Below are 26,423 nucleotides of genomic sequence, written 5' to 3'. Positions count from 1 at the left end.
GGACAAGCCTGGATCCTGCGTCAATTTTACGCAGTGCATCCTCCATTTATGGCAACGGAGAGTATCTATCTTGGCAGTAGAGCATCATGTCAATCTCCTGAACGCAACGCTGATTAATGGGTTGATCGTTGCCGTCGTGGTCCTGATCCACCACGAAGTGCTGATTAATTTGAGCGGACTCCTATCAAAAATGCGGCAGAGCTATAGGTTCCGGCTGGTTGCCGCCGTATTCGGCATTCTCGCCGCACACACCCTGCAAGTCTGGATCTTTGCCGGTGCTTTTTATCTCATGCACCATACCGAAGGCTGGGGTGAACTTGGCGGCAATTTCAGCGGCAGCATCCTGGACTGCGTCTACTTCTCCTTCACCACATTTACCACCGTCGGTTACGGGGATGTCGAACCCTTCGGAATCCTGCGTTTCCTCACCGGCATAGAAGCACTGTCCGGGCTGGTTCTGATCACCTGGAGTGCCTCCTTCCTGTTCGTGGAAATGCAGCGCTACTGGCCCACCCGCTAGACTTTAGTCGAAGATCAACGGTTACTTTGCGTGAATTCTGATCTAATACCGGCATCTCGCAAAAAGTGCATCGTCTTTGTACATATCGACCCAGCGCTCCGGATACCCAGACCAGACCAGACCCATGGAAAACTACAGGGAATCACAGAAGCAGCTCGCCCGACCGTATCGCAAAGCGGTGCTGAAAACACTGCTGATCCTTACTGCCATCAGTGGTCTCCTGTTCTTCACGCTCAATTTCCAAAGGCAGAACTACCCCCTGGCCTTTGCCGAACTTGGCATGGCGCTCTACTCGGTTTTTATTCTCTGGGCAGTGGGCAAAACCAGACACCTTGAGCGCTGGATTCTCGCCTTTATCCTGCCCTTCTGCCTCACCATGATGTTCGCACTGACATCACCCCGGGCCACCACCACCGTCTTCGCCTGGGTTCTTTTGATCCCCATCCTTTCCCACCTGCTGATGGGCCGACGCCTCGGCCTACTGGTCTCGTCTGTTTTCATGGGTACGGCGGCCGTCATTTTCTTCTTCAAGTACCACGATAACCCGGACATGATGCAGCCTTTGCCCATTGCCAATATGGGGCTGATGTCACTGACCATTCTGGCTTTCTCGCACATCTACGAGATCACCCGGGAGCAATCCGAATCACGGCTGCTGAAAATGGCCCAGACCGATGCTCTCACCGGCCTCGCCAACCGGGCGCGCCTGAGCGATGTGTTCGAACAGGAGCGCAAACGCAGCCTCCGGAGCGGAACCCCGCTTTCGATGCTGGTGCTGGATCTCGACCACTTCAAACAGGTCAATGATCAGCATGGCCACGAGGCCGGCGACCTCGCGCTCAGGCATGTGGCCAGCACACTCCGCGCGTCACTCAGAGCGACCGATCTGGCCACCCGGCTGGGCGGCGAGGAATTCGCCATTCTGCTCACCAACACCACCGCAAACCAGGCACTTCGGGTGGCCGACAAGATCCGCCACGCCATTGAAGCAACCCCCATCCCCTATCAGGACCAGTCCATCCGGCTTACCGTCAGCGGAGGCATTGCCCAGTTTGGTCCTGACGGCGCTGACCTGCGCAGTCTGATCGGCCGGGCGGACCAGTATCTCTATCACGCCAAGGAGTCGGGGCGTAACCAGATCATCAGTTCCAACGAGGCTCTGACCCCATGCCAGGCGTAACAGCCCCGGCTCAAACCCACTTGCAACGCGCCAGGGTGTAATACAGCAGAGGCACCACCAGAACCGTCAGCAGGGTGGACATGGCCAGGCCAAAGACCAGCGATATTGCCAGCCCGTTGAAAATAGGATCGTTCAGAATAAAGTAAGCACCCACCATCGCCGAAATGGCCGTCAGCGCAATGGGTTTGATCCTTACCGCGCCCGCCAGAACCACCGCTTCATCCAGTTCCACACCCTCATCGATCAGTTGCCGGATAAACACCACCAGCAGGATGGAATTGCGCACGATGATGCCGGCCAGGGCAATCATGCCGATCATGCTGGTAGCGGTGAATTCCCGCCCCAGCAGGGCATGGCCGGGCATGATGCCGATCAGGGTCAGCGGAATCGGTGCCATTATCACCAGTGGCAGCATGTAGGAACGGAACTGCGCCACCAGCAGCACGAAAATCATGAAGATGCCTACACTGTAGGCGGCGCCCATGTCCCTGAAGGTTTCGTAGGTAATCTGCCACTCACCGTCCCATTTGAGGGTGCCCTTCTCCGGCAAGGGTGGCTGATCAATAAAGTATTGCTCCGGAGCGCCTTCCTGCTTCTTCAGGCGGTCCACCATGGCAAACATGCCATACAGGGGTGAATCGGTCTCTCCGGCCATGTCCGCCGTCACGTAGGTCACCGGCAGCAGATCCTTGTGATAGATAGCCCCCATCCAGTCCGCTTCCCGCACGTCGGCAATGCTTGCCAACGGCACCAGGTTTCCATCACGGCTGCGCACGTTGAGGGACAGCAGCACCGATGGCTGGGCCTTGTCCCCCTCGCCCAGGATCACCCGGATCGGCACCGGGTACTTGGCGTGATCGTCGTGCAGGAAGCTGACGCCGGCGCCACCCAGGGCTGTCTGCAACGCATCGACCACCTGCGCCTGGGACACGCCCAGCCGCGCCGCCCGGTCGCGGTCCACCACCACTTCCCATTGCCTGGTAGGTGCTTCGAGGGTGGTGTCGATATCCACCAGCCCGTCTATCTGTGTCATCCCCTCTGCCACGCTTCGGGCCAGCTCGGCCCGGCGTGATTCATCCACCGCATAAATCTCGGCCACTACCGGAGACAGCACCGGTGGCCCGGGGGGCACCTCCACGATTTTCACGCTCGCCCCGTATTGTTCGCCAATCTCCGTCAGCGGTGCCCGCAAAGACTGGGCGATGTCGTGAGACTGGCGCTCCCGGTTCTCCTCGTGGCTCAGGTTGATCTGGATATCGCCATGGTATGGGTCGCCCCGCAGGTAATACTGGCGCACCAGACCGTTGAAGTTGATGGGGGATGCGGTGCCCGCGTAGGTCTGCCAGTTGGCCACCTCCTCGACCGTCTCCAGGTAGCTGCCCATCTCTGTCAGCACCCGCTGGGTCTGTTCCATCGGGGTGCGCTCGGGCATATCCACCACCACCTGCAGCTCGGATTTGTTGTCGAACGGCAGCATTTTCAGAATGACAGCCTGAAACACCGGCAAGGAGCTGGCCGCGAGTGTCAGACCAACCACACCCAGTGCCAGCAGACGGCGGCGCCACGGATGATCACCCAGGAATGGGCCCAGCACCGTACGGAATATTCGCAGGGAAAACGGGCTCACGCCGTCTGCCGAATTGGAGGCCTCATCGGCTTCGGCAGCCAGCTCCCCTTTCTTGTGTTTCAGCAACCGGAACGCCAGCCAGGGTGCCACCACAAAAGCCACGATCTGCGACAACACCATACCCGCCGAGGCATTGATGGGAATCGGGCTCATGTAGGGCCCCATCAGACCACTGACAAACGCCATGGGAATCAGCGCTGCCATGATGGTCAGGCTCGCCATGATGGTGGGCGTGCCCACCTCGTCCACGGCGACGGGAATGATGTCCTTCACCGCTTGCCGGGAATTCTGGATCCGGCGGTTGATGTTCTCGGTGATCACAATGCCGTCGTCCACCAGGATGCCGATGGAGAAAATCAGCGCGAACAGCGAGACCCGGTTTAGGGTGAAGCCCCAGGCCCAGGAAAACACCAGGGTCAGCAACAGGGTGATCAGCACCGCCAGGCCTACAATCAAAGCCTGGCGCCAGCCCATGGCCGCCAGCACCAGCAACACCACACAGAGGGTGGCGGAAATCAGGTCGGTGATCAGTTTGCGGGCTTTCTGGGAGGCGGTGACGCCATAGTCACGGGTGACCAGCACCTCCACATCATCCGGTAACGCCCGGTTGCGTAACTGGGCCAGCCGCTCCTCAATGGCGGTGGTGATATCGACGGCGTTTTCACCGGGTTTCTTGGCGATCGCCAGGGTGACGGCCGGGTAAACCTCCCCCGGCTGGCCTGCTTTGTCGTCAGCATGGGCCGGCCCGAAACCGGTCATCACGCTCTGGTCCGGCACCGTGCCACCACGACGGATCTCAGCCACATCGTCCAGGTACACCGCAGCGCCATTGTGCATTCCCACCACCAGCCGGCGTACGTCGGCCACCGTTTCCAGCAGGGTGCCGGCCTGTACCGGTATGGACACGTTGTCCCGGGTTACCCTGGCTTCCTGGCTGCTGGTATTGGCCGCGGACAGGGCATTGCGGATATCGTCGACGGTCAGGTTGAAGCCCGCCAGCAAGGCCGGATCAAAGTGAACATCAACCCGATCCGGGATGCCACCGGTGGTGTAGACATCCCGGGTGCCCGGGACCCGTTTCAGGGCCACTTCCAGCATATGGGCCAGGCGGGTGAGTTCCTCGCCGGTGTGACCATTGGCCGGATCGTAGAGCGTCAGGGTCATGACCGGAACGTCATCAATGCCTTTGGGCTTGATCACCGGCTGGCTTGCGCCAAGGTTGGCCGGCAGCCAGTCCTGATTCGAATACACCTGGTTGTAGAGCCGCACCAGGGCTTCCTGGCGCGGGATACCCACCTCGAACTGGACCGTAATCACCGCCTGGCCCTGGCGCGACACGGAATAGACATGCTCCACGCCCTCGATCTCGCTCATCACCTGTTCGGCGGGCGTGGCGATGGCGCTTTCCACCTCGCGGGTGCTGGCGCCTGGAAACGCCACCATGATATCGGCCATGGTGACGTCGATCTGGGGTTCTTCCTCTTTCGGCGTGACCACCACCGCCAGCACGCCAAGAATGATCGCCAGAATGGCCAGCAGTGGCGTAAGGTGATTATTCTGGAAAACCCGGGCAATAGCCCCGGATGGACCGACAGGGGGTAAATCGCGGCTCACTGAGGCGACTCCTCACCCGATCCTTTAACCAGATTAAGGCGGTCACTGCCCACCAGCCCGGAAGGGTTTGTGACGACGCGTTCGCCTTCGCTCAGGCCCGCCAGGACCTCGAGCCTGTCGGTATCCCTCACCCCGGTGCGTACCTGACGCAATCGCGGCCGGTCCTGATCATCCATTACGAACACCGCCCTCAACTCGCTGCGCTGAACCAGGCTGCTGGCTGGCACCCAGAGCGCCTCACGGCTGGCGACCGGCACGCCGACTTTCACCAACATGCCGGGAAACAGTGAGCCGTTGGGTTCGTTCAGCCGCATCCGCAGGCGAAAGGTGTGGGTTTGCGGGTTGGCATAGGGGTAGAACGTCATCTCACCGGTTTCCAGCACCCGGCCATCGGCCAGGGTAACCCGGGCCTGTCGCTCGGTGCGGGCCAGTTCGGCGTACTTCTGTGGCAGGTCCACCACCACACGAAGCTGCTCCAGGGACAATCCGCTGAGCAGAGGCTGACCGGGGCTAACGGACTCGCCCAGCTCCACGTGACGTTCTGTGAGGATGCCACCGTAAGGCGCCAGTACCCGGGTATAGGACAACTGCTCCTCAGCCTCTGAAACCGCTGCGCCGGCACGCTCCACCCTGGCTCTGGCAGAGGCAAGGCTGTTACGGGCCTGATCAAACTCCTGGCGAGATACCAGCCCCCGCTCGTGTACCGCCTCGATTCGCTCGAATCGTTGTCTGGCATCGGAGAGCCCGGCCTCCGCCTCTTCCAGAGCCGCCTCTGCCTGACGCAACCGGGAGCGCTGTTCGCTGTTCTCGAGCTGGACGATCAGGTCACCGGCCGCGACCGAATCGTCCACGTCAAATGGCAAATCCGTTACCGTGCCGCTGGTCTGGGCGGAAACCGTGCTTTGCTGCACGGCTTCAATCACGCCGTCCAGATGAACGGTCTCATGGAACACGCTGCGCTCTGCAACGGCCGTCGGAACGTTCCGGGAAAACTCTGCCTGCTCCCCGTGTGCGGCCAGGGTCATAAACCCCAGAGTTACGATCAATCCTGTGGCAGCTATTCGCCCCATGAGGCACCTCCGGGAACAAAATTCGGTTATTACCTAATAACCCAAGATTATCAGAATTCACACCCGGATAACACGAGAGGAGATGCTACCCGACAGACACACGCGTGCCCGCCGAGCCGTCAAGGATGGCCACGGCATCCTGCAACCGGCCAATGCCACTGAGCCCTCCGGCTGCGGCAAAATCACAGGCGGCCTGGAGCTTCGGGCCCATGGAGCCGGCAGGCATATCCAGTGCCCGCGCCTCCGCCACTGTCAGTTCGGAAAGCGGCGTCGACTGGTCGGTACCGAACCCCCGGTAGACAGCATCCACATCTGTTAACAGGAGCAACGCGTCCGCCCCCAGTTGCCTGGCCAGCAATGCGCTGGCAGCGTCCTTGTCGATGACCGCTTCAATACCCACCATGCTGCCGTCTTCACGACGCAACACCGGTATTCCACCTCCGCCGGCACACACCACTACCACGCCCTGGTCGAGCAACAATTTCAGTACCCGCATGTCCGGTATTTCCAGCGGTTTCGGGGAGGGTACTACCCGGCGCCATTTGTCGCCGTCCGGCGCAATACTCCAGCCTGCGCCGGCTGCCCGGCGCTCAGCCTCTTCGCGGTCATAGACGGGCCCCACAAACTTGGTCGGTTTTTCGAAAGCAGGGTCCTTGGGGTCGACTACGACTTGCGTCAGCAGCGTCGCGACCGGCCGGTCATGGCCGAGAGCATTTTCCAGTTCCTGCTCGATCATATATCCGATCATGCCCTCGGTTTCTGCGCCCAGGACGTCCAGCGGGTAGGCCTCATCCGGCTTGTAGGAGGCGCCCTGCAAGGCCAGCAACCCCACCTGCGGACCGTTGCCATGGGTAACAACCAGGTCGTGGCCGGCACGGACAATGCCTGCCAGCGAGAGCGCCGCCGTTTTCACGTTTTTGCGCTGAACCTCGGCCGTCATTGGTTCTCCGCGTTTCAGGAGGGCGTTACCGCCCAAAGCAGCCACGACCAGCATGTCAGCCTCCCAGGGTCGCCACGAGGACGGCCTTGATGGTGTGCATGCGATTCTCGGCCTGGTCAAACACAATGGAGGCCGGGCTTTCGAACACCTCGTCAGTCACTTCCATGGCATCAATGCCATGGCTCTCCTGAATCTCTTTGCCCACCACCGTCTCGGTATTGTGGAAGGCTGGTAGGCAGTGCATGAACCGCACCCGGGGGTTGCCGGTTTTCACCATCAGGGCTGCGTTGACCTGGTAAGGCATCAGCAGTTTGATGCGCTCGGCCCATTTTTCCTTTGGCTCGCCCATCGACACCCAGACATCGGTATAGACGAAATCGACACCGGCAACGGCACTATCAACATCATCGGTAATGGTGATGCGGGCACCGGTTTCTGCAGCCAACGCTCTTGCCTCGTCCTGCACCACCTGATTCGGCCAGCAGGCCTTCGGCGCGCACAGGCGCACGTCCATACCCATTTTGGCGCCGCCGATCAGCAGGCTGTCACCCATGTTGTTGGCGGCATCGCCGATGAACACGTAGGCCACCTCCCGCAACGGTTTTTCCACGTGCTCCTGCATGGTCAGGAAGTCCGCCAGGATCTGGGTGGGGTGAAATTCGTTGGTCAGTCCGTTGTACACCGGCACGCCTGCATACTGGGCCAGTTCCTCCACAACGGATTGTCCGAACCCCCGATACTCGATGGCATCGTAGACCCGGCCAAGCACCCGCGCAGTGTCCTTCACCGATTCCTTGTGACCTATGTGGGTGCCGGTCGGCCCCAGATAGGTTACCCGTGCCCCCTGGTCAAAGGCGGCAACTTCGAACCCGACCCGGGTTCGCGTGGAGTTCTTCTCGAAGATCAGCGCGATGTCCTTGCCCTCGAGTTTCGGCACTTCCGTGCCAGCGTACTTGGCGGTTTTCAGGTCCGCAGACAGCTTCAGCAAAAAGGCGATTTCCCTGGGGCTAAAATCCCGCAGGGTGAGAAAATGTCGGTTCTTGAGATTGAATGCCATAACGTTTCTCCTTGGCTGTCAGACGGCATCCCGGATAGTCGGGCAACTCATGCAACGACCGCCGCCCCGACCCCGACCCAGCTCGGCACCGGGTATTGCCAGAACCTCGATGCCGGCGGCCGAAAGCGCCGCGTTGGTATCGTCGTTGCGGTCATAGGCGACGACCACACCAGGGCTCAGGGCCAGCACGTTGTTGCCGTCGTTCCACTGTTCCCGCTCACGCTCTTCGGGAGTGTCGCCACCGGTTGGCACCACCTCCAGGGCCGGGTAGCCGAGAATCTCCGCGACCACCTCGAACAGATGCCGGGAGTCCTGATTGAAGGCCAGCGTTTTGGCCCCTTCGCCGGGTCGCAGGTCGTAGCAGATCACGGCATCCGCCACCTCTTTGAAGGCGGTAACCACATTGCCGCCACAAAAGGTAAAGACCGTATCCAGATGCATGGCGGAACGGGATTTCGGCAGCTGGCAGGCAATCACCCGATCCACCATCCCGCCATCAAACAGAGCTTTTGACAGCTGGCCGATGGCCTGGGGCGAGGATCGTTCGCCCATGCCCACCAGCACCGTGCGGTTACCCAGGGGCATGACATCCCCACCCTCCAGGGTAGCCAGGCCATGATCTTTCAGAGGGTCGCCCCAGTGCACGTTCACCTTGCCGGCAAATTTCGGATGGAACTGGTAGATAGCGGCCATCAGCAGGGTTTCCGGTTTGCGTGCCACCCAGTACATGGGGTTCAGGGTGACCCCACCATACACCCAGGCGCTGTTGTCCCGGGTGAACAGAAAATTGGGCAGTGGCGGCAACACAAACCCGAAACGTCCGAGGTGGTTGCCGAAAAGTCCGACCGGATCGAAAGGCAGATCTCCCACCTCCAGCCCACCGATCAGAAATTCGGCGAGCGCCTTCTCGGGCAGCTCATCCATCCAGGCCCGAAGATCCGACACCATGCCCACGCCAATGTGGTTCCAGTTAATCCGGTGGTCCAGAATCCAGGCCCGCCCCTCAGGAATCGCCAGGGTTTCCGCCAGCAACTCGTTAACATCCAGGACCTCCACGCCCCGGCCCCGCATGATAGCGGCAAACACATCATGATCTTTCTGGGCCTGCTTGACCCAGAACACATCATCAAACAACAGGGCATCGCAGTTCGACGGTGTCAGCCGCCGGTGGGCCAGGCCAGGTCGACAAACAATGACCTGGCGCAGGGTGCCGGTTTCAGAATGCACTCCAAGATTGGGTTCAGACATGGCACAACTCCTTTTGTCCGGGTTCAGAGCATCGCACCGACGCTGATGATCACGGTGATAAAGACCGTCAGGATGAGCAGCAAAGGCCAGATAAACGCCAGCCAGCGGTCGTAGGACACCCGGCCGATGGCCAGGCCGCCAACCACAACGGCAAAGGTGGGATTGATCAGGTTTACCAGACCGTTGGCAGCCTGGTAGGCGGTGACCACAAGGTCACGCCCCACATCCGCGAAATCCGCCAGCGGTGCCAGGATCGGCATGGACAGAACCGCCAGACCGGAGGAGGAAGGCACAAAGAAGCTCATGCCGACCTCAATCCAGAACATGAGGTTGATAAATGCCAGCTCCGGCAGGCCGCCCAGGGACGTCTCCGCGCTGTGCAGAATGGTGTCGGCGATCATGCCCTGCTCCATGATCACGACAATGCCACGGGCAAGGCCAACCACCAGGGCCACCCCGAGAAGATCCCGGGCGCCATCGACAAAGCTCCCGGTCAATTTCTTCTCGCCCAGGCGGGCGATGAGGCCGATTACAATCGCGGCACCGAAGAACAGCGCCCCCATCTGCGCCATCCACCATCCCTGGGACGACACTCCCCAGATCATGACGATAAAGGTCAGCGTAAAAATGATCAGCGAGATGATCTGAATGGTGGTGAGTTGTGCGCTGGGAATATTTTCATCCTGCCCCTGCAGGAACAGCTTGCGGTGCGCGGGCCATTGCTTTGCCACCACCGAACGGGAGGGATCCGCTTTAACCCGGTGGGCATAGCGCATGACATAGCCAATACAGATCAGCAAGCCGCCAATCAGAAGGATAAAACGCAGCACAATACCGTCGGTGAACGGTATACCGGCGGCATTCGCCGCAATCACGGTGGCAAAAGGATTGATGGTGGAGCCAAGCACGCCGATCCCGGCACCGACCAGAATAATGGCGACGCCGGTGACGGCGTCATACCCCGCCGCCAGGATGACAGGGATCAGAATGGCATAGAAAGCGAGGGTCTCCTCGGCCATGCCATAGGTTGTCCCGCCCAGGGCAAACAGCGTCATCAGGATAGGAATCATCCAGATTTCATGGCCTTTAAGATGGCGCATGGCACTGCGAATGCCGGTATCAATGGCACCGGTTGCATTCATCACGCCCAGGAAGCCCCCCAGAAACAATATGAACAGGGCAACATCAATGGCATTGGCGGCGTAGCTGTCGGGATCATAGAACCCGGCCGTCGGTGCCAGCATCACATCGACAAAGCCCTGGGGGTTGGGGTCAACGGTTTGATAGGTGCCTGGAACAGCAACTTCTCGACCCACTTCCTCATTCATTTCACGCTCATATTGCCCTGCCGGGATAACCCAGGTCAGGGCTGCGACCAGGGCAATCAGGCAAAACAGAATGGTGTACGCAGTGGGAAATCGCGAAGCAAGGTCGTTTTCGGGATTTTCTGGCGGTTGTTCGTCTTCAGTCACGATGCGTCTCCTTTCCTGAATCGCATTGTGCAGACAGGTTCTTTCCGGGAACCTCAGTGGCTGAGCACCTCCTCAGTGGTTGCGCACCACCGGCTCAGATCTGCATGGCTACAGCATAGTTCATGAACCGGGATCCGGAGTTGAGACAGAGCAATTTTTGATCAGCCATAAAAAAGCCCCGGGTGGAGGAGTTGGTTCCACCCGGGGCAAGAATGTCACCCGCCGGCTATGAGAAGCGGGTAACCGCCATACAAGGACTTACCACCTGGCTGTCAGTGCGGCACGCAGGGTCCGGCCAGGCTCATTGACCCGGAACACGCCACTATCGGCCAGGTTGTCCTTACTGACGTGATAGGCCCAGGTATTATCGAACAAGTTGTCTACAGCCCAGGTCAGACTCAGATTGGCCATCAGCGGGTGAGTCCCGGACAGATTGAATACGCCGTAACCCGGTGACGTGCTGGGATCCAGGCCGGATTCCAGGTCTACCCGATCCTGACGACGGGCCAGGTGCCATTCGGCTTCCAGAGTATGCCCCTGATAATGCCAGCCCAGCGTCTGGATAAACTGGATAGGGGGAATCCTTGGTAGTGCCTTGTCAGCATCGCGGTTTTCGCCGCGCACGGAAGCCAGCTTGCTGGTGCTGCTCCAGGTACCATTGTTCCATCCCAGAACACCCTCAACGCCGAACAGGCGGGCGCTGATATTTTCGTAGCGTGTGTCCGTGGTGTTATTTGGGTTCCGGATGTCAAAGCGGTAAACATAGTCATCCACCTGGTCCACCCAGACAGCCGGGCGCCAGCTCCACTCACCTTGATTACCGGGCAGGCTGACTTCCAGCTTATGGTGTTTTTCGGTGTCCAGGCCCGGATTCCCGATCCAACTGCCTTTCATGGTTTTGCGGGCAACGTAGCGTTCATTGACGCCAGGTGAACGCACGCTGTGGCTGACGGTGGCCTCGAGAGCCTGAACCGGAGAGAAACGCCACTCCCCGGTCAGGAAGCCACTCACGTTGTCATCATTGGCTTCGGTATCGGCTGCACCGTAGGCTGATGCGTATAATCCGGCCGGGGAGAACGTCATCATCCCCCCTGGCATAGTGGTAAACGTCTGATTTGCACGAGTGGCATCCATTTCCACCCGGTCATAACGGATGCCGGCACCAAGCCGGGCATTGGCGCGGATCTGGTGGAAAGCTTCCACAAACACACCGACCCGGTCTCGCTCGACGCCGGGCCACATCAGTGAGGCCTCATTGCCGAGATTCATACCGTTAAAGAGGGTGGCATCCCACTCATTACTTTCCACATCCACACCCACGGCGATGTCCTTGGTGTAGTTGATGGTCTGATCCAGCACCAGCCGGGCACCCCGAGTACGAGTCTCCGAATTGGTCTGCATTTTCATCATCGAATCACGCAGGCTGAAGTTATCCATCACGTGATCCACATCTGCTTGCCAGGCCATCAGGTTCCAGCCACCGCTGGCGACCGGCGCCCCCAACTCCAGACGGTACAGGTCGGTATCGGTTTTCGGCGCATCCATTCCCCGGCCCGGGAACTTGACATCCCTCTCTTCCTGCCGACTAACCAGGCCCTTGATGTAGAGGCCATTGTCGGCCGTCCAGGCAGCATCTACCCTACCCTCAGAGTTTTTATAAGCACTGCGGACGTCGTTACCGTCGCCGTCTTCATAGTCGTCGGCTTCGTCGTAGCCGCCGGCGAGGCGGATAAACCTATCCTTGCTGCCGGCCGCCACGCTGCCATTCACCAGCTTGCCATCACCGTTATCAGAAGCACCAATGGTCAGGTGGCCAGCCGTCACATTGTCATCCGCAAATTCCGGCGCCGCAGTGGTGGCCACCACCTGACCACCGGCAATGGGGCCCCAGCGCAGTGTGCGGTTGCTGGTGCGCACTTCGAGCACCGGCGCCAGCGCCGTGCTCAATCGGCTGGTAGGCGGGTCCATCCGGCTTGGACAGGCACCTTCCACCCGCATGCCGTCGAGCAGCACCTCAACCCGCTCTTCATTCTGGCCTCGGATCACCGGGTCCAGACCACGGCCGCCCATGCGTGACAGAGAAACCCCGGCATCTGACGACAGCCGTTGTACCGGTTCGGTCTGAACGGCCGCGGCAGACAGCCGAGCCGCTTCAGCAGACTGACCCTCGGTCACCCGGATCAATATCGGGCTATCCGTTTCAGGCTGGGCATTGGCAAGGGGTGCGACAGCATAGCCGGCCATCACAAGGCTAATACAGCAAGCCAGGTGGGTCTTTCTCATCATAGGATGGTGGTCCTTCAGGCTTTATGGTTGGGTGTTTTGCTAATTAGCCGAAATTGTATGCCGCTTCTTTTTGACTGGCCTGAGACACAATGCCGCACCCAGTTGGAGGTACTCCCATGTGCAAGAACCACTGCTCAATGAGCTCACTTGCCCTGATACGCACCTTTGTGGTGCAATCAGATCCCTTTTTTTGAGAGGCCGTTTTCTACGGCGTTCAATACGTGTATCCCGAGGGCTTGACTGACATGACTGCAAAACTCGACGAGAAGCTGGAACCCATCTTCCAGGACGTACTGCACCGCAATCCGGGTGAAAGTGAATTCCACCAGGCCGTCCATGAGGTTCTTGAAACCCTGGGGCCTGTATTGGTCAAGTACCCGGAGTTCGCCGACAAAAAGATCATCCAGCGCATCTGCGAGCCAGAGCGCCAGATTATCTTCCGGGTACCCTGGCAGGACGATAATGGTGAGATCCATATCAACCGGGCGTTCCGTGTCGAGTTCAACAGTGCCCTGGGCCCCTACAAGGGCGGTATGCGCTTCCACCCCTCCGTTTATCTGGGCATTATCAAATTCCTTGGCTTCGAGCAGATCTTCAAGAACGCACTGACTGGCCTGCCCATCGGCGGCGGCAAAGGCGGCAGTGACTTTGACCCGAAGGGTCGATCAGACGACGAAGTCATGCGCTTCTGCCAGAGCCTGATGACAGAACTGTATCGCCACCTGGGCGAGTACACCGACGTACCCGCGGGGGACATTGGTGTGGGTGGCCGCGAGATTGGCTATCTCTTTGGCCAGTACAAGCGCATCACCAACCGCTATGAGTCCGGCGTGTTCACCGGCAAGGGACTGGAGTGGGGCGGCAGCCGCGCCCGTACCGAAGCAACCGGCTACGGTACGGTGTTCTTCACCCATGAAATGCTCAAAGCCCGGGGCGACTCCCTGGATGGCAAGACCGTTGTTGTTTCTGGCTCCGGCAATGTTGCGATCTACGCTATCGAAAAGGCACATGAGCTTGGCGCAAAGGTCATTGCGTGCTCCGATTCGGGCGGCATGATCGTGCATGAGAAAGGCATCGACCTGCAGACGCTCAGACGCATTAAAGAGGTAGAGCGTCGTCGCATCAGTGCCTACACTGAGTTCCACAAAGACGCGAAATATGTGGAGGGCGGCAATATCTGGAGTGTGCCCTGTGACGTGGCCCTGCCCTGCGCAACCCAGAATGAACTCAACGGCAAAGATGCCAAAACACTGGTCGAGAACGGCTGCATTGCCGTTGCCGAAGGTGCCAACATGCCCACCACACCCGAGGGAATCGACATCTTCCAGAGCGCAAAGCTGGCCTATGGCCCGGGTAAGGCGGCCAACGCCGGCGGGGTTGCTACGTCTGCCCTGGAAATGCAGCAGAACGCCAGCCGCGACTCCTGGACCTTTGACTACACCCAGAAGCGCCTTGAGGAAATCATGATCGATATCCACAAGAACTGCTACGCAACCGCCGCCGAGTTCGGCTCCGAGGGCAACTATGTGCTCGGAGCCAACATCACCGGCTTCCTCCGCGTTGCCAGGGCGATGAACGCTATGGGCGTTATCTGATCCAGCCATGAGCAATCAGGAACCTCTCCAGCCTGAAGACCGGATCTCCACCGGGCTCCTCGGGCTGGATGAGGTTCTGGATGGCCTCCGGATTGGCGACAACGTGGTCTGGCGAGTGTCAGACCTCGATGACTATCGCCGGTTCGTACGGCCTTTTCTGGAAACAGCCGCCGATACCGGTCGGCAAATCATCTACCTTCGCTTTGGCGACCACCCGCCTGTCATCGAACAGCATCCCGCCGTTCGCACCATTGAAATCGACGCTCTGGGCGGTTTTGAAAGCTTTACCAGCCGGGTATGGCACCTGATTGAGCAGCATGGCCGGGGCGCGTTTTACGTGTGCGACAGCCTGAGCGAACTACTGAACGCCTGGGCCACTGATGCCATGGTGGGGAATTTCTTCCGGGTGGTGTGCCCGTTCCTGTTTGAACTGGATACCGTTGCCTGGTTCGCCCTGCACCCGGACCGGCACTCCCGGATGACCCTGGACCGCATTCGCGAAACCACTCAGGTGATGATTGACGTGCATCGCCACGGCGACAATGTCCAGATTCACCCCATAAAAGCCTGGCGCCGACAATCGCCCACCATGTTCCTGCCCCACAGAGAGAGCGAGGGCCGGTTCCAGCCGATCACGGACAGCAGCGATGCGACCCGCTTGCAGGCCAGCCTCGAACTGGAACACCTTCATCGACAGCCGCTCCTGGACTACTGGGACCGTCTGTTCCAGGACGCCAGCCGGGCGCTGTCCGAAAAGGACGAAGGCAGCATTGCCGAGTTGCAGGACCAGGTTCTGCAGGTGCTGATCAGCCGGGATCCACAGATTCTGGAACTGGCAAGACATTATCTGTCGCTGGAAGATCTGCTCGGTATTCGCAGTCGCCTGATCGGCAGTGGGTCCATCGGTGGCAAGGCAACCGGGATGCTGATTGCCCGAAACCTCCTGCTGAAAGAAAACCCGGCGTTGTGGCAACACTACCTGGAGCCCCACGATTCCAGCTATCTCGGCACCGACGCCTACTACGCGTTTCTGGTTCACAACGGCCTGTGGCCGGCGATCATGCGCCAGCGGTCAGAAGCCGGCTACCTGGCAGAGGCACCCGCCTTGAAAGAGGGCATTCTCGCAGGTCAGTTCCCTGATGAAATCCGGCCCGAACTGGAGCGGCTATTGGATCATTATGGCCAGTATCCAATTCTGGTGCGCTCATCAAGCCTGCAGGAGGATGGGTTCGGCAACGCGTTTGCCGGCAAGTACGAGAGCGTATTCCTGGTCAATCAGGGGTCGCCGGAACATCGGCTGGCAGCGCTGGAAAACGCCATCCGTCAGGTTTATGCCTCGTCGATGAGCGACGAGGCGTTGCACTATCGTAAACAGCGGGGCCTGCATCAGCGAGAAGAACCCATGGCTCTGTTGATCCAGAGGGTGAACGGCCGTTTCCACGGCCGCTATTATCTTCCGGATGCGGCGGGCGTTGGGGTATCGCGCAACACCTTCGCCTGGGACAGCAGCATGGATCCGAAAGCCGGCATGGTGCGACTGGTAATGGGATTGGGCACTCGCGCAGTGGACCGGATCGAGGGCGATCACGCCTGTGTCATGGCGCTGGACCACCCACTTCGCCAACCCTTTCGCAACCAGGACGAGTCCTACCGATTTTCCCAGCATCTGGTCGATCTTCTGGACCTGGAGGCCGGTACACTGGATACCCGGCCACTCAGCCAGGTGCTGGAAAGCGCCACGGAACTGCCGATGTCACATCTGGCAGAAGTGGACCGGGCGGCTACCACCCGGGCCGAACAGATTGGACTGGAAGGCCCGGTCTGGCGCCTGACATTCCGGCCACTGGTACAGAAGGGCTGTTTCATTGCACGGCTTTCCAGCCTGCTGAAAACCCTGGAAGCCGGTTACCGGCACCCGGTGGATGTGGAATTCACGCTGCATCTCGACGACCAGGGCGATCCATCGTTCAACCTGGTTCAGTGCCGACCTCTGGCGACCGTGGGCGAAACCGGACCGGTGAACCTGCCCGACCACATAGCGGCGGAAAAGCTGCTTTTCCGCACCGACGGTCACTTCATGGGCGGCAACATCAATCTGACCATTCGACGAGTTATCCGTGTGGATGCCGGCATCTACAGTGAACTCTCAACCAGCGAACGCTACGAGGTAGCCCGGCTCGTCGGTGAGCAGGTTCGATCAAGCGACACTCCGACCCTGCTTATCGGGCCCGGTCGATGGGGCACGACAAGCCCCGAACTGGGCGTTCCCGTGCGCTTTTCGGACATTGCCGGGGTAGCCGCCCTGGTGGAAGTGTCGGAAAAAGCCGGCCATATGGTGCCAGACCTGTCCTATGGCTCACACTTCTTCCAGGATCTCGTTGAAACCGGCATTGCCTTTGCCGCCCTATTCCCCGAAACCGACCACTGCCGCTATTTTCCGGAAATTCTTGCCAACACTCACGTATCCGGAGTGTCATCACCCTCGCCGGAAACCGCCGTCTGCGTCCACAACCTCAACAACCGACCGCTTCAGTTACGGGGAGACGTTGTTCGTCAGCAATTGATCTGCTTTTTTAGCGATTGACGCCGGACAACCCGGCGCACAATTTCCCACCGATTTCCAGGCTCTGCTGATAGAATCCGATCCATGGAATGGCTGACCCACTCACAAACCGGTTTTCAACAGGCTGCCCGCTACCTTCTGGGCATGAGGTTGACCATTGCGGCTCTGCAACTGGTTGCGATTGCCGTGGCGGAAACCATGGTGACCCTGGCGCACCGGGCCGAAGCGGTGATCCTGCCTTTAGCCTACGGTGTTCTGGCAACGCTGGCCTGGCTCTGGTTTACCCGACGCCCGCCTGACTCCACACGGGCGGTCAGCCTGGCGCTGATGTTCGATCTGCTGATCATCGGAGCCTGGCTGTATCTGACGGGCGGCTACACCAACCCCCTGGTTTCCCTGTTGCTACTGCCCATTGCCGTTGCCATTGTGCTGGTACCGCTGGGCCAGAGCATTGCGGTAACCGTCGCGGGGGTGGCGGTCTACACCTCGCTGGTTATCTGGCATACCCCGGTTACCCATGAACATCACAGTGCCAACCTGGCCCAGCTGCACCTGGTGGGCATGTGGGTGACCTTCGCCACAACCGCCGCCATTCTGCTTCTCGTTGTCGGCGCCCTGGCCCGACGGCTGCGCCAGCAACAGTCACAGCTTGCCCGGATACGGGAAACCCGGTTGCGGGATGAACAGATCATCGCGCTGGGGCTCTCCGCTGCGGCCGTTGCCCATCGTCTTGGCACGCCGCTGAACACCATGACCCTGTTGGTGGAGGAAATGAAATCCGGTGTATCTGAAGACGACGCGGTATCGGATGACCTTGCATTGATGGAAAACCAGTTGAGCCTGTGCAGCGGGCATCTTCAACAGCTGTCCAGGGCCGCCATGCAGGCCAAAACCGCCCAACTGGAAACCCTGACTGCCCGCGAATGGGTTGCCCGGCTCCGGGAGTCAGCCACCTTGCTCTGGCCGGGGGCGGCCATTGAATGGCGGCAGCCGGTTCCGGACTGCCCTGTCGCGGTGGATGCCACCCTTGATCAGGCGGTGCTGAATGTACTGGCCAATGCGGTCACCGCCAGCCCGTCCTGGGTTGCCGTCGCTGCCCGTGAGAGCAACGATGCCCGCCTGGAACTGGTCGTCGAAGACCGCGGCGATGGTCTGGAATCCACCCCGGAGGGTACCCTCGGTGACCAGATTGTGAGCTCGGAAAACGGCCTTGGGGTAGGCCTGTTCCTGTCGAACGCCACCATCCAGCGCCTCGGCGGCACGCTGAAAGCCCGCGCCAGTGCCGAGGGCACAACCATGATTATTGACCTGCCGATTGCGGCAACCAGCAACCACCGAAAGGGAGACCAGGCGTGATCGAACATCGGGCATGGCTGCTTATTGATGACGACGATGCCTTCCTGCAGGTGCTTCAGCGTTCCCTGAGCCGACAGGGCATTGAATCCCGGCTTGCCACCAGTCATCAGGAAGCAAAAGCGGCACTGGACGAGGGCCACTTTCACCGATGCGTGCTGGATCTGAACCTGGCGGGCGAGAGCGGTCTGAGACTGCTTCCGGAGCTCCTGGACATGCATCCGGATCTCGAGGTTCTCGTGCTCACGGGATACGGCAGCATCGCCACCGCCGTTGAAGCCATGCGCCGGGGCGCGGTGAATTACCTCTGCAAGCCGGTAACGGTGAATCAACTGATAGCCGGGTTCGAGCCGCTCGATGGATTACCGGAGCTCCGCAACGAGCCGCCCTCGGTCGAAGAAATGGAGTGGGAACACATCCAGCGGGTTCTCAACGAGAACGACGGCAATGTATCCGCCACCGCCCGGGCCCTGAATATGCACCGACGTACCCTGCAACGAAAACTCCAGAAACATTCACGCTGGCGATAACCTCTGCCGATAGGTATTTGGCGCAAAACTGACATCCATCAAGTCCCTTCGACCATTTACCCATGGTTTTCCTGGGGTATTCCGGTAGCATGCTCTGCCATCAACTCCGATTGCAGAATCCGGACAGAACCTGACTGACCACCGTCCGTTACGAGAACTACGGACGGCTCCTGTCGAGTCAGCTGCTAGACTGTTGTCCATTCTCACAGGGAAGAGAGTTCGCACATTCATCAGCGGGAATTTCAGACACTGACTCTCATGCCCAGACCCCCGAAAACGCTTCAACCGCCCCCAGACATCGACCCCAATCGGCTTGCCCTGATTGCAGCGGTAACGCCGAACTTCCTCGTGATGCTGGATGATGCGGGGCGCATCGAATGGGTGAATCCCAGCTTCGAGCAACACACGGGTTACCAACTTGACGAGATCCGGGGACGCTTTCCCAGGGAAGTGCTGTACGGGCCGGATACCGACCCGAAAACCATCAAGCGCATCAACCAGAAGCTGCACCGGGCCGAGGTCATTGAAGAGGATATCCTTCACTACACCAAAAGCGGTGAGCCTTACTGGGTGCATACCTATTGCGTTCCGATCGGCGACAATCAAGGCGTTGCACCGGGTTTTATCGCCATTCAGAACAACATATCGGACCGTAAACACAGCGAACGGGGCCTGCGCATAGCAGCCAGCGTGTTCGATCGCAGCCACGAGGCCATCCTGATTACCGACCAGTCCAACCGGATCCTGGATGTTAACCCGTCGTTTTCACGGATTACCGGCTACAGCCGCCAGGAAGTGCTGGGCCTGAACCCGGCCATCCTCAGTTCCGGCCGGCATTCCGGGGAATACTACCGCTCCATGTGGCGGACCATCGAGAAAACCGACCACTGGCGGGGCGAAATCTGGAACCGTCGGAAAAACGGTGAAGAGTATGTGGAACTGCTCTCCATCAGCCGCGTGCACCTGGAGGAACCCGGGCAGTATTACCATGTGGCGGCGTTCTCTGATATCACCGCCCTCAAGAACCACGCCAGAGAACTGGACCGGGCCGCCAACTACGACGATCTGACCGGACTGCCGAATCGTCAGCTTCTTGAAGAACGACTGCGCACGGCCCGAAATCACGCCGACCGGCAACATCGCAGCGTATCGGTGTGCTATCTCGACCTGGACGGCTTCAAGGCGATCAATGACAAATGGGGCCATTCAGCAGGCGACCAGACTCTGCGCACCCTGGCCGAGCGCCTGACCCGCGCCCTGCGCAGCGGCGACACCGTCGCCAGGATTGGTGGCGACGAATTCGTCCTCCTGCTGCAGGGCGACGACAATCACGAAGCGGTTTACCAGCGTGTTCTGGCCACCGTTGGCGATCCGGTGACCGTGGGCGACCAGAGCGTCACCCTGACAGCAAGCCTGGGCATTACCCGCTACCCGGAAGACGGATCCGACGCTGAAGCGCTGATTCGTCACGCCGACCAGGCTATGTACTCGGCCAAGGAAAAAGGCCGCAACCAGTACCACTTTTTCGATCCTGGGCTGGATGAACATCGCCGGAACCGACGCAACCAGTTGATGGAAATCACCCGGGCGTTGGAAAACGAGGAATTCGAGCTGTATTTTCAGCCCCAGATCCGGGCGAATGATTGCGCACTGGTTGGCTTCGAAGCGCTGATCCGCTGGAATCATCCGGAAAAAGGCCTGGTCTCGCCCGGCGAGTTCCTGCCCATTGTTGAGAACAGCCATCTCGAAGTTCCGCTGGGACAGTGGGTGCTGAAAGAGGCCATTTACCAGATGAACGCATGGCGGGAATCGGGAGAAGATCTGGCGGTCAGCATCAACATCAGCGCACCGCACCTGATGGACCGGAGTTTTGCCGACTACCTGGAAAGCTATCTTCACAGCCATCCGGACGTTACACCGGGACAAATCACCCTGGAGGTTCTGGAATCAACGGCGCTGGAAGATACCCAGCGTGCCAGCAATGTCCTGGCACGTTGCCAGAGCCTTGGCCTGCAGGTCGCGCTGGATGATTTTGGCACAGGCTTTTCATCGCTCACGTACCTGCGCACCCTTCCGGTGGACATCATCAAGATCGACCAGAGCTTTGTGCGCAACATGCTTGAGGACGCCAGCGACCACGCCATCGTGGAAAGTGTGATCTTCCTGGCCCAACGGTTTGCCCACCCGGTTCTGGCGGAGGGGGTAGAAACCATGGAACACGCCCGGACACTTCGGAAGATGGGATGCAATTTCGTGCAGGGCTACGGCATTGCCCGCCCGATGCCAGCGACCGAGGTACTTGGTTGGGCCCGGAAATGGCAGGCAAAGGCCCGCGCCGGAGCACCCGGGGCCCTGCTCAATCCGGCTATTGCCAGCGGTGAGGGTATCTGAGCCCGGGCCTCCCTACCGATACCGCCGCTGGTCCAGGGTGGTCAGCCGGTCCGGATGAAACACCATCAGGCCGGTTACGAACGCCCCGTTCACAAATCCCTCCGGAATCATGAACAGTGGCAGGTAACGGATGTATTCATGCACCAGTTGGTCGAACGTGTAGACGCCACTGGTCCACAGCATCAGGCACATGACAATACCCGCTGCCGCCACCGAAATGCCCGCGCCAAAGAACCCGCAGAAAAAGATGTAGGCGAAAAAGTTCCGGAAATCCCGCCGGCGCTCCCATCGCATGATTGCCTGGCTGACCAGAGCCGGGACCATCACCGTGATCAGCCCGTTGGCGGCGAACATCAGCAACGGCTCCCGGCCGGTGATGACCGTGATCACCAGGGCCAGCATGCCCGCCAGCACCGCCAACCCCCACCCCAACATCAGGGTTATCACTGTGACGCCAAATACGTGGATCGCCAGCCCCGGGGAAATGCCCGCCCGCAACTGCCAGACAAAACCCAGCACCACGGCCGCACCGAAAAACGAGTGCTGGAGCGCGTTGTCCTTGCGAAACGCCTGCCAGTCAATCGAACGCACCGCCTGGACCAGAATCACCAGAAAGACCAGGAGAGTGATGAGCCACTGGCTGGTGGATAGCAGATTTTCAGTCATACCCATAGTGAACGTACCGCAGTAACGGGGCCGGGAATGACATCTTAATGGCCCGCCCCACCCCCGGTGCAAGCGAGCCCTGAATAATCAGGCGACCTGTTTTTCGAGTTTGCCAAGGTCAGTCAGGCGCCGCCAGGCTTCGTAGGTGCTCAGGAAAACCTCGCCACCCAGGTGGGAGAGCAGTTCTGTGCCTTTCAATTTGTCCATTACCGGGCCTTTCACTTCCGCCAGATGCAATCTGACCCCTGCATCCTTCATACGCTCGTTGATCGCCTCCAGACTTTCGAGTGCCGATGCATCCACCAGATTCACTGCCGGGCACACCAGCACCAGATCCTTCAGCTCCGGTTCCCGAATGATCAGATCCATCACCGTCTCCTCGAGAAACCGGGCATTGGCGAAGTACAGGCTTTCATCCACACGCAGGAAGGTGACTTTCGGGCACAGCTCCACATCGTGACGAAGGACATTCCGGAAATGCTCGGTGCCGGGCACCCGGCCCACCACGGCGCTATGGGGACGACTGGTGCGATACAGGAACAGACCGATGGAAAGCGCCACCCCGGCGATTATGCCGGCCTCGACACTGTGCACCAGGGTCAGCACGATGGTGGCGAGCATGGCGCCGAAGTCGGTGCGGGAGTAGCGCCAGGTGCGGCCCAGGGCCGGCAGATCAATCAGGGTGGACACGGCCACAATAATGGTCGCCGCCAGGGTCGCCTGGGGTAGATAGGCAATGGCCGGCGTCAGGAAAAGGGTCGCCAAGGCAATACCAACCGCCGCATAGGCTCCGGCAGCCGGGGTTTCAGCACCGGCATCGAAGTTGACCACAGAGCGGGAGAAACCACCGGTGACCGGCATACCGCCGGAGAAACCTGCACCCAGGTTAGCAGTGCCCAGACCAATCAGCTCCTGGTCGGGATCGATTCGTTGGCGCCGCTTGGCTGCCAGGGTCTGCCCCACCGAGACGGACTCCACAAAACCCACAACACTGATGAGCAAAGCGCTGACCGCGAGCTGTTGCCACAACCCCATGTCCAGGCTGGGCATGGTGAACTCCGGGAGCCCCCGGGGCACATCCCCCACCAGGCGCACACCCTGGCCATCAAGCTGGAACTGCCAGGCCACCAGAGTGGTCACCAGAACCGCCAGAATCGGCGCTGTTTTGGTCAGGATATCTGCCATCCTCGGGGCCAGTCCCATTGCCATGAGGAGCGGTTTGAGGCGTTTGCGGGCAAGCACCAGGAACACCAGGGCCCCGGCACCCACGGCCAGTGTTGCCAGGTTGGTTTCGTCAATCGACAACAACAGGGACTGACCAATTTCCAGCAAGTTATGGCCGGAAGCCTGAATCCCGAAAATATGCTTGAGCTGGCTCGCGGCAATGACAATACCGGAAGCCGTGATAAAGCCGGAAATTACCGGGTGGCTCAGGAAATTTGCCAGAAAGCCCAGGCGAAGAACACCCATCAGCGTCAGCATCAGGCCCGACATAACCGCCAGCAGGACAGCACCGGCGATGTATTCCGGAGTGCCTGCCTCTGCCAATGGCGCCAGGGCCGCCGCTGTCATCAGCGAGGCCACGGCCACCGGCCCGACAGAGAGTGTCCGGCTGGTGCCGAACACGGCGTAAATCACCAGGGGCAGGATGCTGGCGTATAAGCCGACGTGGGCAGGTAAACCCGCCAGCAAGGCGTAGGCCAGCGACTGGGGGATGAGCATGACGGTAACGATGATCGCGGCCACCAGATCGCTGGTGGCCTGATCCCGGCCGTATTGTGGCGCCCACTGAAGGATAGGCAGATAGCGTTTAAGATTCATCGGGAATCTCAGAACAGGTTAACCGGTACTTTCAGGTACACCTGACCATTGTCTTCGGCCGGCGGCATGTGCCCTGCCCGCATGTTGACCTGAACCGACGGCAGAATCAGCCGGGGCATATCCAGGGTTGCATCCCGCTCGGTCCGCATTTTCACGAACTCCTCCTCGGAAATGCCCTCGTGGACATGAATGTTCGCTTCCCGCTGCTCCGCTACCGTGGTCATGTGCTGGTATTCATCCCGGCCCGGTGCTTTGTAGTCGTGGCACAGGAAGATCCGGGTTTCCGCAGGCAGGCTCAGCACCTTCTGGATAGACTGGTACAGGGTGCGGGCGTCGCCACCAGGAAAATCACAGCGGGCGGTACCGAAGTCCGGCATAAACAATGTGTCACCAACGAAGGCGGCATCGCCAACCACATAAGTGAGGCAGGCAGGGGTATGCCCCGGTGTATGCAGAACACGCCCTTCGAGACCACCAATGGCGAAGGTGTCGCCTTCCCGGAACAACTGATCGAACTGGCTGCCGTCGCGCTGGAACTCGGTGCCGGCGTTGAACGCCTTTCCAAATATTTCCTGAACGTCGCGAATGTGCGCACCAATTCCGGTCTTGCCGCCGAGCTTCTCATGCAGATAAGGCGCCGCAGACAGGTGATCCGCGTGGACGTGGGTTTCCAGAATCCATTCGACCTTCAGGTCGTTGCTGCGGATGTACTCGATAATCTCATCGGCAGAGCGCACATCGGTGGTACCCGCGGCGTAATCAAAGTCCAGGACCGAATCAAGAATGGCGCAGGCCTGGCTGTCCGGGTCACGCACCACATAGCTGAATGTGTTGGTGGGTTCATCAAAAAAATGCTGAACGATCGGGTTGCTCATGACAGTCACCTCTGAATGATCCAAATATCAATTTTAATCTAAGGATATACTATTTGGTAATATGAGGTGAAATGATCTTTTTTTATATGCGCAATGTTCCTGATGCATCAACAAGACAGTCCCGCCCCGCCTGTTTTGCCAGGTAAAGCCGGTAATCCGCCCCGGCGATGAGGGCATCCGGTGTCGCCGGGCGGTCAACGAACTCCTCAATCCCGGCCACACCTGCACTGACAGTCAGCGGAATATCCTCGTCACCAAAAACAAAGGCTTCGTCATGCACCGATTCCAGAATTCGTTGCACCAGTTGGCGAACATCCCCGTGCTCAACCGCACTGAATACAACAATGAATTCCTCCCCGCCAAAACGGGCAACCACATCCATGGACCGGGTCTGGCGAACGAGAATGTCGGCAAAACGCTGGAGGATGTAATCGCCACCCAGGTGGCCAATGGAGTCGTTAATGCTTTTGAAGTGATCAATGTCGAACATGGCCAGGGCGAAACGCTCACCGCGACGATTGCTCCTGCCCAGCATTTCATCCAGCCTTGGCATCAGGTAGCGGCGATTGTGCAGGCCGGTCAGCGGGTCTCGAATGGACTGGTTCAGCAGTTCCTCTTCCAGCCGATGACGCTCTAAGGCACCCGACAACAGCCCTGAAACAATGATCAGCAGATCGGCCTGATCCAGACGCCAGGTTCTGCGGCGCAGGGAGTCCACACCAAAAAATCCGGTCACCTTTCCCCGCACCCGGATAGGCACGCAGAACATGGAGGACACCCCATGCTCCTGCAGCAACGCCCGCTCTCGGGCAGCATCCTGGGGCAGCCGGTCCACATCCTCGATAAACACCACACGGCTGCCACTGACCATGCCCTCAATCTGTTCCTGCCACCACCGAAAATCCTCAATCAATACCTGATGCTGCGTGTCTATCAACGCCGGCACGCCCTCCCTGCACCACTCATGGGTATTGGTCATAAACCCATAATCATCAGAGAAGCTATAGAGGTAGGCCCGATCTACCCGGAAAAATTCCCCGATGGACTTGAGGAGTTCGTCAATACACTGGTCAATAGTCCCAAAACCGAGATTGATGAATTCAGTGGACAGGCGGGCAATCAGCCGCTGGAATCCGGCCTGGAAGGAAAACTCCGCCTCGCTCTCGCGCAGGCTCTGCTCCAGGTTCTTGTAATGCTGGATATTGTGGAACTGGCCGTACCAGAGCGTGCTGCCATCAAGCTGGCGTTCGGGCTCTGCGTTCACCTCGAACCACTCGTAATCACCGTTCTGCAGCTTGAGCCGGGCCCGATAGCTCCAGGTTCTCAACGTATCCGCGGAGGCACGGATACTTTCCATGACGGCATCAACATCGTCGGGATGGATCATTGCGAAGATCGGATCCGCGTTATCGCTCAGATCCGCGGGATCAATGCCAAAGAGCGCCTGCACCTGTTCACTGATGAAGGGACAGCGGTGGGCATTTCCGTCCGAGCTCACCCAATAAATAAACAGGACTCCAGGAACACCTGAGGCCAGTTTCTGGAAAAACCGGGCAGGCATGGCAATTTGCTGCCCCTGATTGGACCTGGTCGCCATGAACGGCACTACCCCTGA

18 protein-coding genes are annotated in these 26,423 nt (G+C 59.4%); 7 read left to right on the top strand and 11 right to left on the bottom strand.

Features of this window, described 5'->3' with window-relative positions; translation table 11 throughout:
- Nucleotides 1-70 precede the first annotated feature (70 nt).
- Nucleotides 71-520: a potassium channel family protein gene (locus tag ACESMK_RS02570; RefSeq protein ID WP_372994957.1), complete on the top strand. Its 450-nt coding sequence runs from the start codon at nucleotides 71-73 to the stop codon at nucleotides 518-520.
- A gap of 124 nt (nucleotides 521-644) precedes the next feature.
- Nucleotides 645-1,700, top strand: coding sequence for a GGDEF domain-containing protein (locus tag ACESMK_RS02565; protein WP_372994955.1), 1,056 nt, complete (start codon nucleotides 645-647; stop codon nucleotides 1,698-1,700).
- Between the two features lie 10 nt (nucleotides 1,701-1,710).
- Here ACESMK_RS02565 and ACESMK_RS02560 read toward each other — a convergent pair whose 3' ends face one another.
- The 7 genes from ACESMK_RS02560 to ACESMK_RS02530 form a co-directional block, all read right to left on the bottom strand.
- Complete coding sequence (locus ACESMK_RS02560; protein WP_372994953.1) at nucleotides 1,711-4,941, bottom strand: efflux RND transporter permease subunit; 3,231 nt, start codon at nucleotides 4,939-4,941, stop codon at nucleotides 1,711-1,713.
- The gene (locus tag ACESMK_RS02555) at nucleotides 4,938-6,011 is read right to left on the bottom strand and encodes an efflux RND transporter periplasmic adaptor subunit (protein WP_372994951.1); all 1,074 of its coding nucleotides are present in this window, start codon (nucleotides 6,009-6,011) and stop codon (nucleotides 4,938-4,940) included. The genes ACESMK_RS02560 and ACESMK_RS02555 overlap by 4 nt, the downstream gene beginning before the upstream one ends.
- An 85-nt stretch (nucleotides 6,012-6,096) precedes the next feature.
- Nucleotides 6,097-7,005: a carbamate kinase gene (gene arcC, locus ACESMK_RS02550; protein WP_372994949.1), complete on the bottom strand. Its 909-nt coding sequence runs from the start codon at nucleotides 7,003-7,005 to the stop codon at nucleotides 6,097-6,099.
- 1 nt (nucleotide 7,006) lies between these two features.
- Entirely contained in the window at nucleotides 7,007-8,008 is a 1,002-nt protein-coding gene (locus tag ACESMK_RS02545) for an ornithine carbamoyltransferase (RefSeq protein ID WP_372994947.1), read from the bottom strand.
- Nucleotides 8,009-8,026: 18 nt separating this feature from the next.
- Nucleotides 8,027-9,256, bottom strand: coding sequence for an arginine deiminase (locus tag ACESMK_RS02540; RefSeq protein WP_372994945.1), 1,230 nt, complete (start codon nucleotides 9,254-9,256; stop codon nucleotides 8,027-8,029).
- 23 nt (nucleotides 9,257-9,279) lie between these two features.
- Nucleotides 9,280-10,728, bottom strand: a complete 1,449-nt coding sequence (locus ACESMK_RS02535) for a YfcC family protein (RefSeq protein WP_372994943.1) — start codon at nucleotides 10,726-10,728, stop codon at nucleotides 9,280-9,282.
- 258 nt (nucleotides 10,729-10,986) lie between these two features.
- Complete coding sequence (locus ACESMK_RS02530; protein ID WP_372994941.1) at nucleotides 10,987-13,014, bottom strand: TonB-dependent receptor domain-containing protein; 2,028 nt, start codon at nucleotides 13,012-13,014, stop codon at nucleotides 10,987-10,989.
- A gap of 245 nt (nucleotides 13,015-13,259) precedes the next feature.
- Here ACESMK_RS02530 and gdhA point away from each other — a divergent pair, with 245 nt between their 5' ends.
- The 5 genes from gdhA to ACESMK_RS02505 all read left to right on the top strand — a co-directional run bounded on the left by gdhA (nucleotide 13,260) and on the right by ACESMK_RS02505 (nucleotide 21,446).
- Nucleotides 13,260-14,609, top strand: a complete 1,350-nt coding sequence (gene gdhA / locus ACESMK_RS02525) for an NADP-specific glutamate dehydrogenase (RefSeq protein WP_372994939.1) — start codon at nucleotides 13,260-13,262, stop codon at nucleotides 14,607-14,609.
- A 7-nt stretch (nucleotides 14,610-14,616) separates the two neighbouring features.
- Nucleotides 14,617-17,193: a PEP/pyruvate-binding domain-containing protein gene (locus ACESMK_RS02520; RefSeq protein ID WP_372994937.1), complete on the top strand. Its 2,577-nt coding sequence runs from the start codon at nucleotides 14,617-14,619 to the stop codon at nucleotides 17,191-17,193.
- 63 nt (nucleotides 17,194-17,256) lie between these two features.
- On the top strand, nucleotides 17,257-18,528 hold the full coding sequence (locus ACESMK_RS02515; protein ID WP_372994935.1) for an ATP-binding protein: 1,272 nt from the start codon (nucleotides 17,257-17,259) through the stop codon (nucleotides 18,526-18,528).
- Nucleotides 18,525-19,055 (top strand): response regulator transcription factor, encoded by a 531-nt coding sequence (locus ACESMK_RS02510; protein WP_372994933.1) that lies wholly within the window; start codon nucleotides 18,525-18,527, stop codon nucleotides 19,053-19,055. The genes ACESMK_RS02515 and ACESMK_RS02510 overlap by 4 nt, the downstream gene beginning before the upstream one ends.
- A 258-nt stretch (nucleotides 19,056-19,313) precedes the next feature.
- On the top strand, nucleotides 19,314-21,446 hold the full coding sequence (locus ACESMK_RS02505; protein WP_372994931.1) for an EAL domain-containing protein: 2,133 nt from the start codon (nucleotides 19,314-19,316) through the stop codon (nucleotides 21,444-21,446).
- Nucleotides 21,447-21,458: 12 nt separating this feature from the next.
- On the opposite strand, the gene ACESMK_RS02500 is transcribed toward ACESMK_RS02505, so the two are convergent.
- The 4 genes from ACESMK_RS02500 to ACESMK_RS02485 all read right to left on the bottom strand — a co-directional run bounded on the left by ACESMK_RS02500 (nucleotide 21,459) and on the right by ACESMK_RS02485 (nucleotide 26,405).
- On the bottom strand, nucleotides 21,459-22,118 hold the full coding sequence (locus tag ACESMK_RS02500; RefSeq protein WP_372994929.1) for an energy-coupling factor ABC transporter permease: 660 nt from the start codon (nucleotides 22,116-22,118) through the stop codon (nucleotides 21,459-21,461).
- Nucleotides 22,119-22,199: 81 nt separating this feature from the next.
- Nucleotides 22,200-23,933: a SulP family inorganic anion transporter gene (locus ACESMK_RS02495; protein ID WP_372994927.1), complete on the bottom strand. Its 1,734-nt coding sequence runs from the start codon at nucleotides 23,931-23,933 to the stop codon at nucleotides 22,200-22,202.
- 8 nt (nucleotides 23,934-23,941) lie between these two features.
- The gene (locus ACESMK_RS02490) at nucleotides 23,942-24,808 is read right to left on the bottom strand and encodes an MBL fold metallo-hydrolase (protein WP_372994925.1); all 867 of its coding nucleotides are present in this window, start codon (nucleotides 24,806-24,808) and stop codon (nucleotides 23,942-23,944) included.
- 82 nt (nucleotides 24,809-24,890) lie between these two features.
- Nucleotides 24,891-26,405, bottom strand: a complete 1,515-nt coding sequence (locus tag ACESMK_RS02485) for a diguanylate cyclase (protein WP_372994923.1) — start codon at nucleotides 26,403-26,405, stop codon at nucleotides 24,891-24,893.
- Nucleotides 26,406-26,423: the final 18 nt, after the last annotated feature.

It is taken from the genome of Marinobacter sp., from assembly GCF_041687235.1.
Classification (GTDB): Bacteria; Pseudomonadota; Gammaproteobacteria; order Pseudomonadales; family Oleiphilaceae; genus Marinobacter.
The sequence above is the reverse complement of the archived record's forward strand: the minus strand, read 5'-3'. Positions and strand labels throughout refer to the sequence as shown.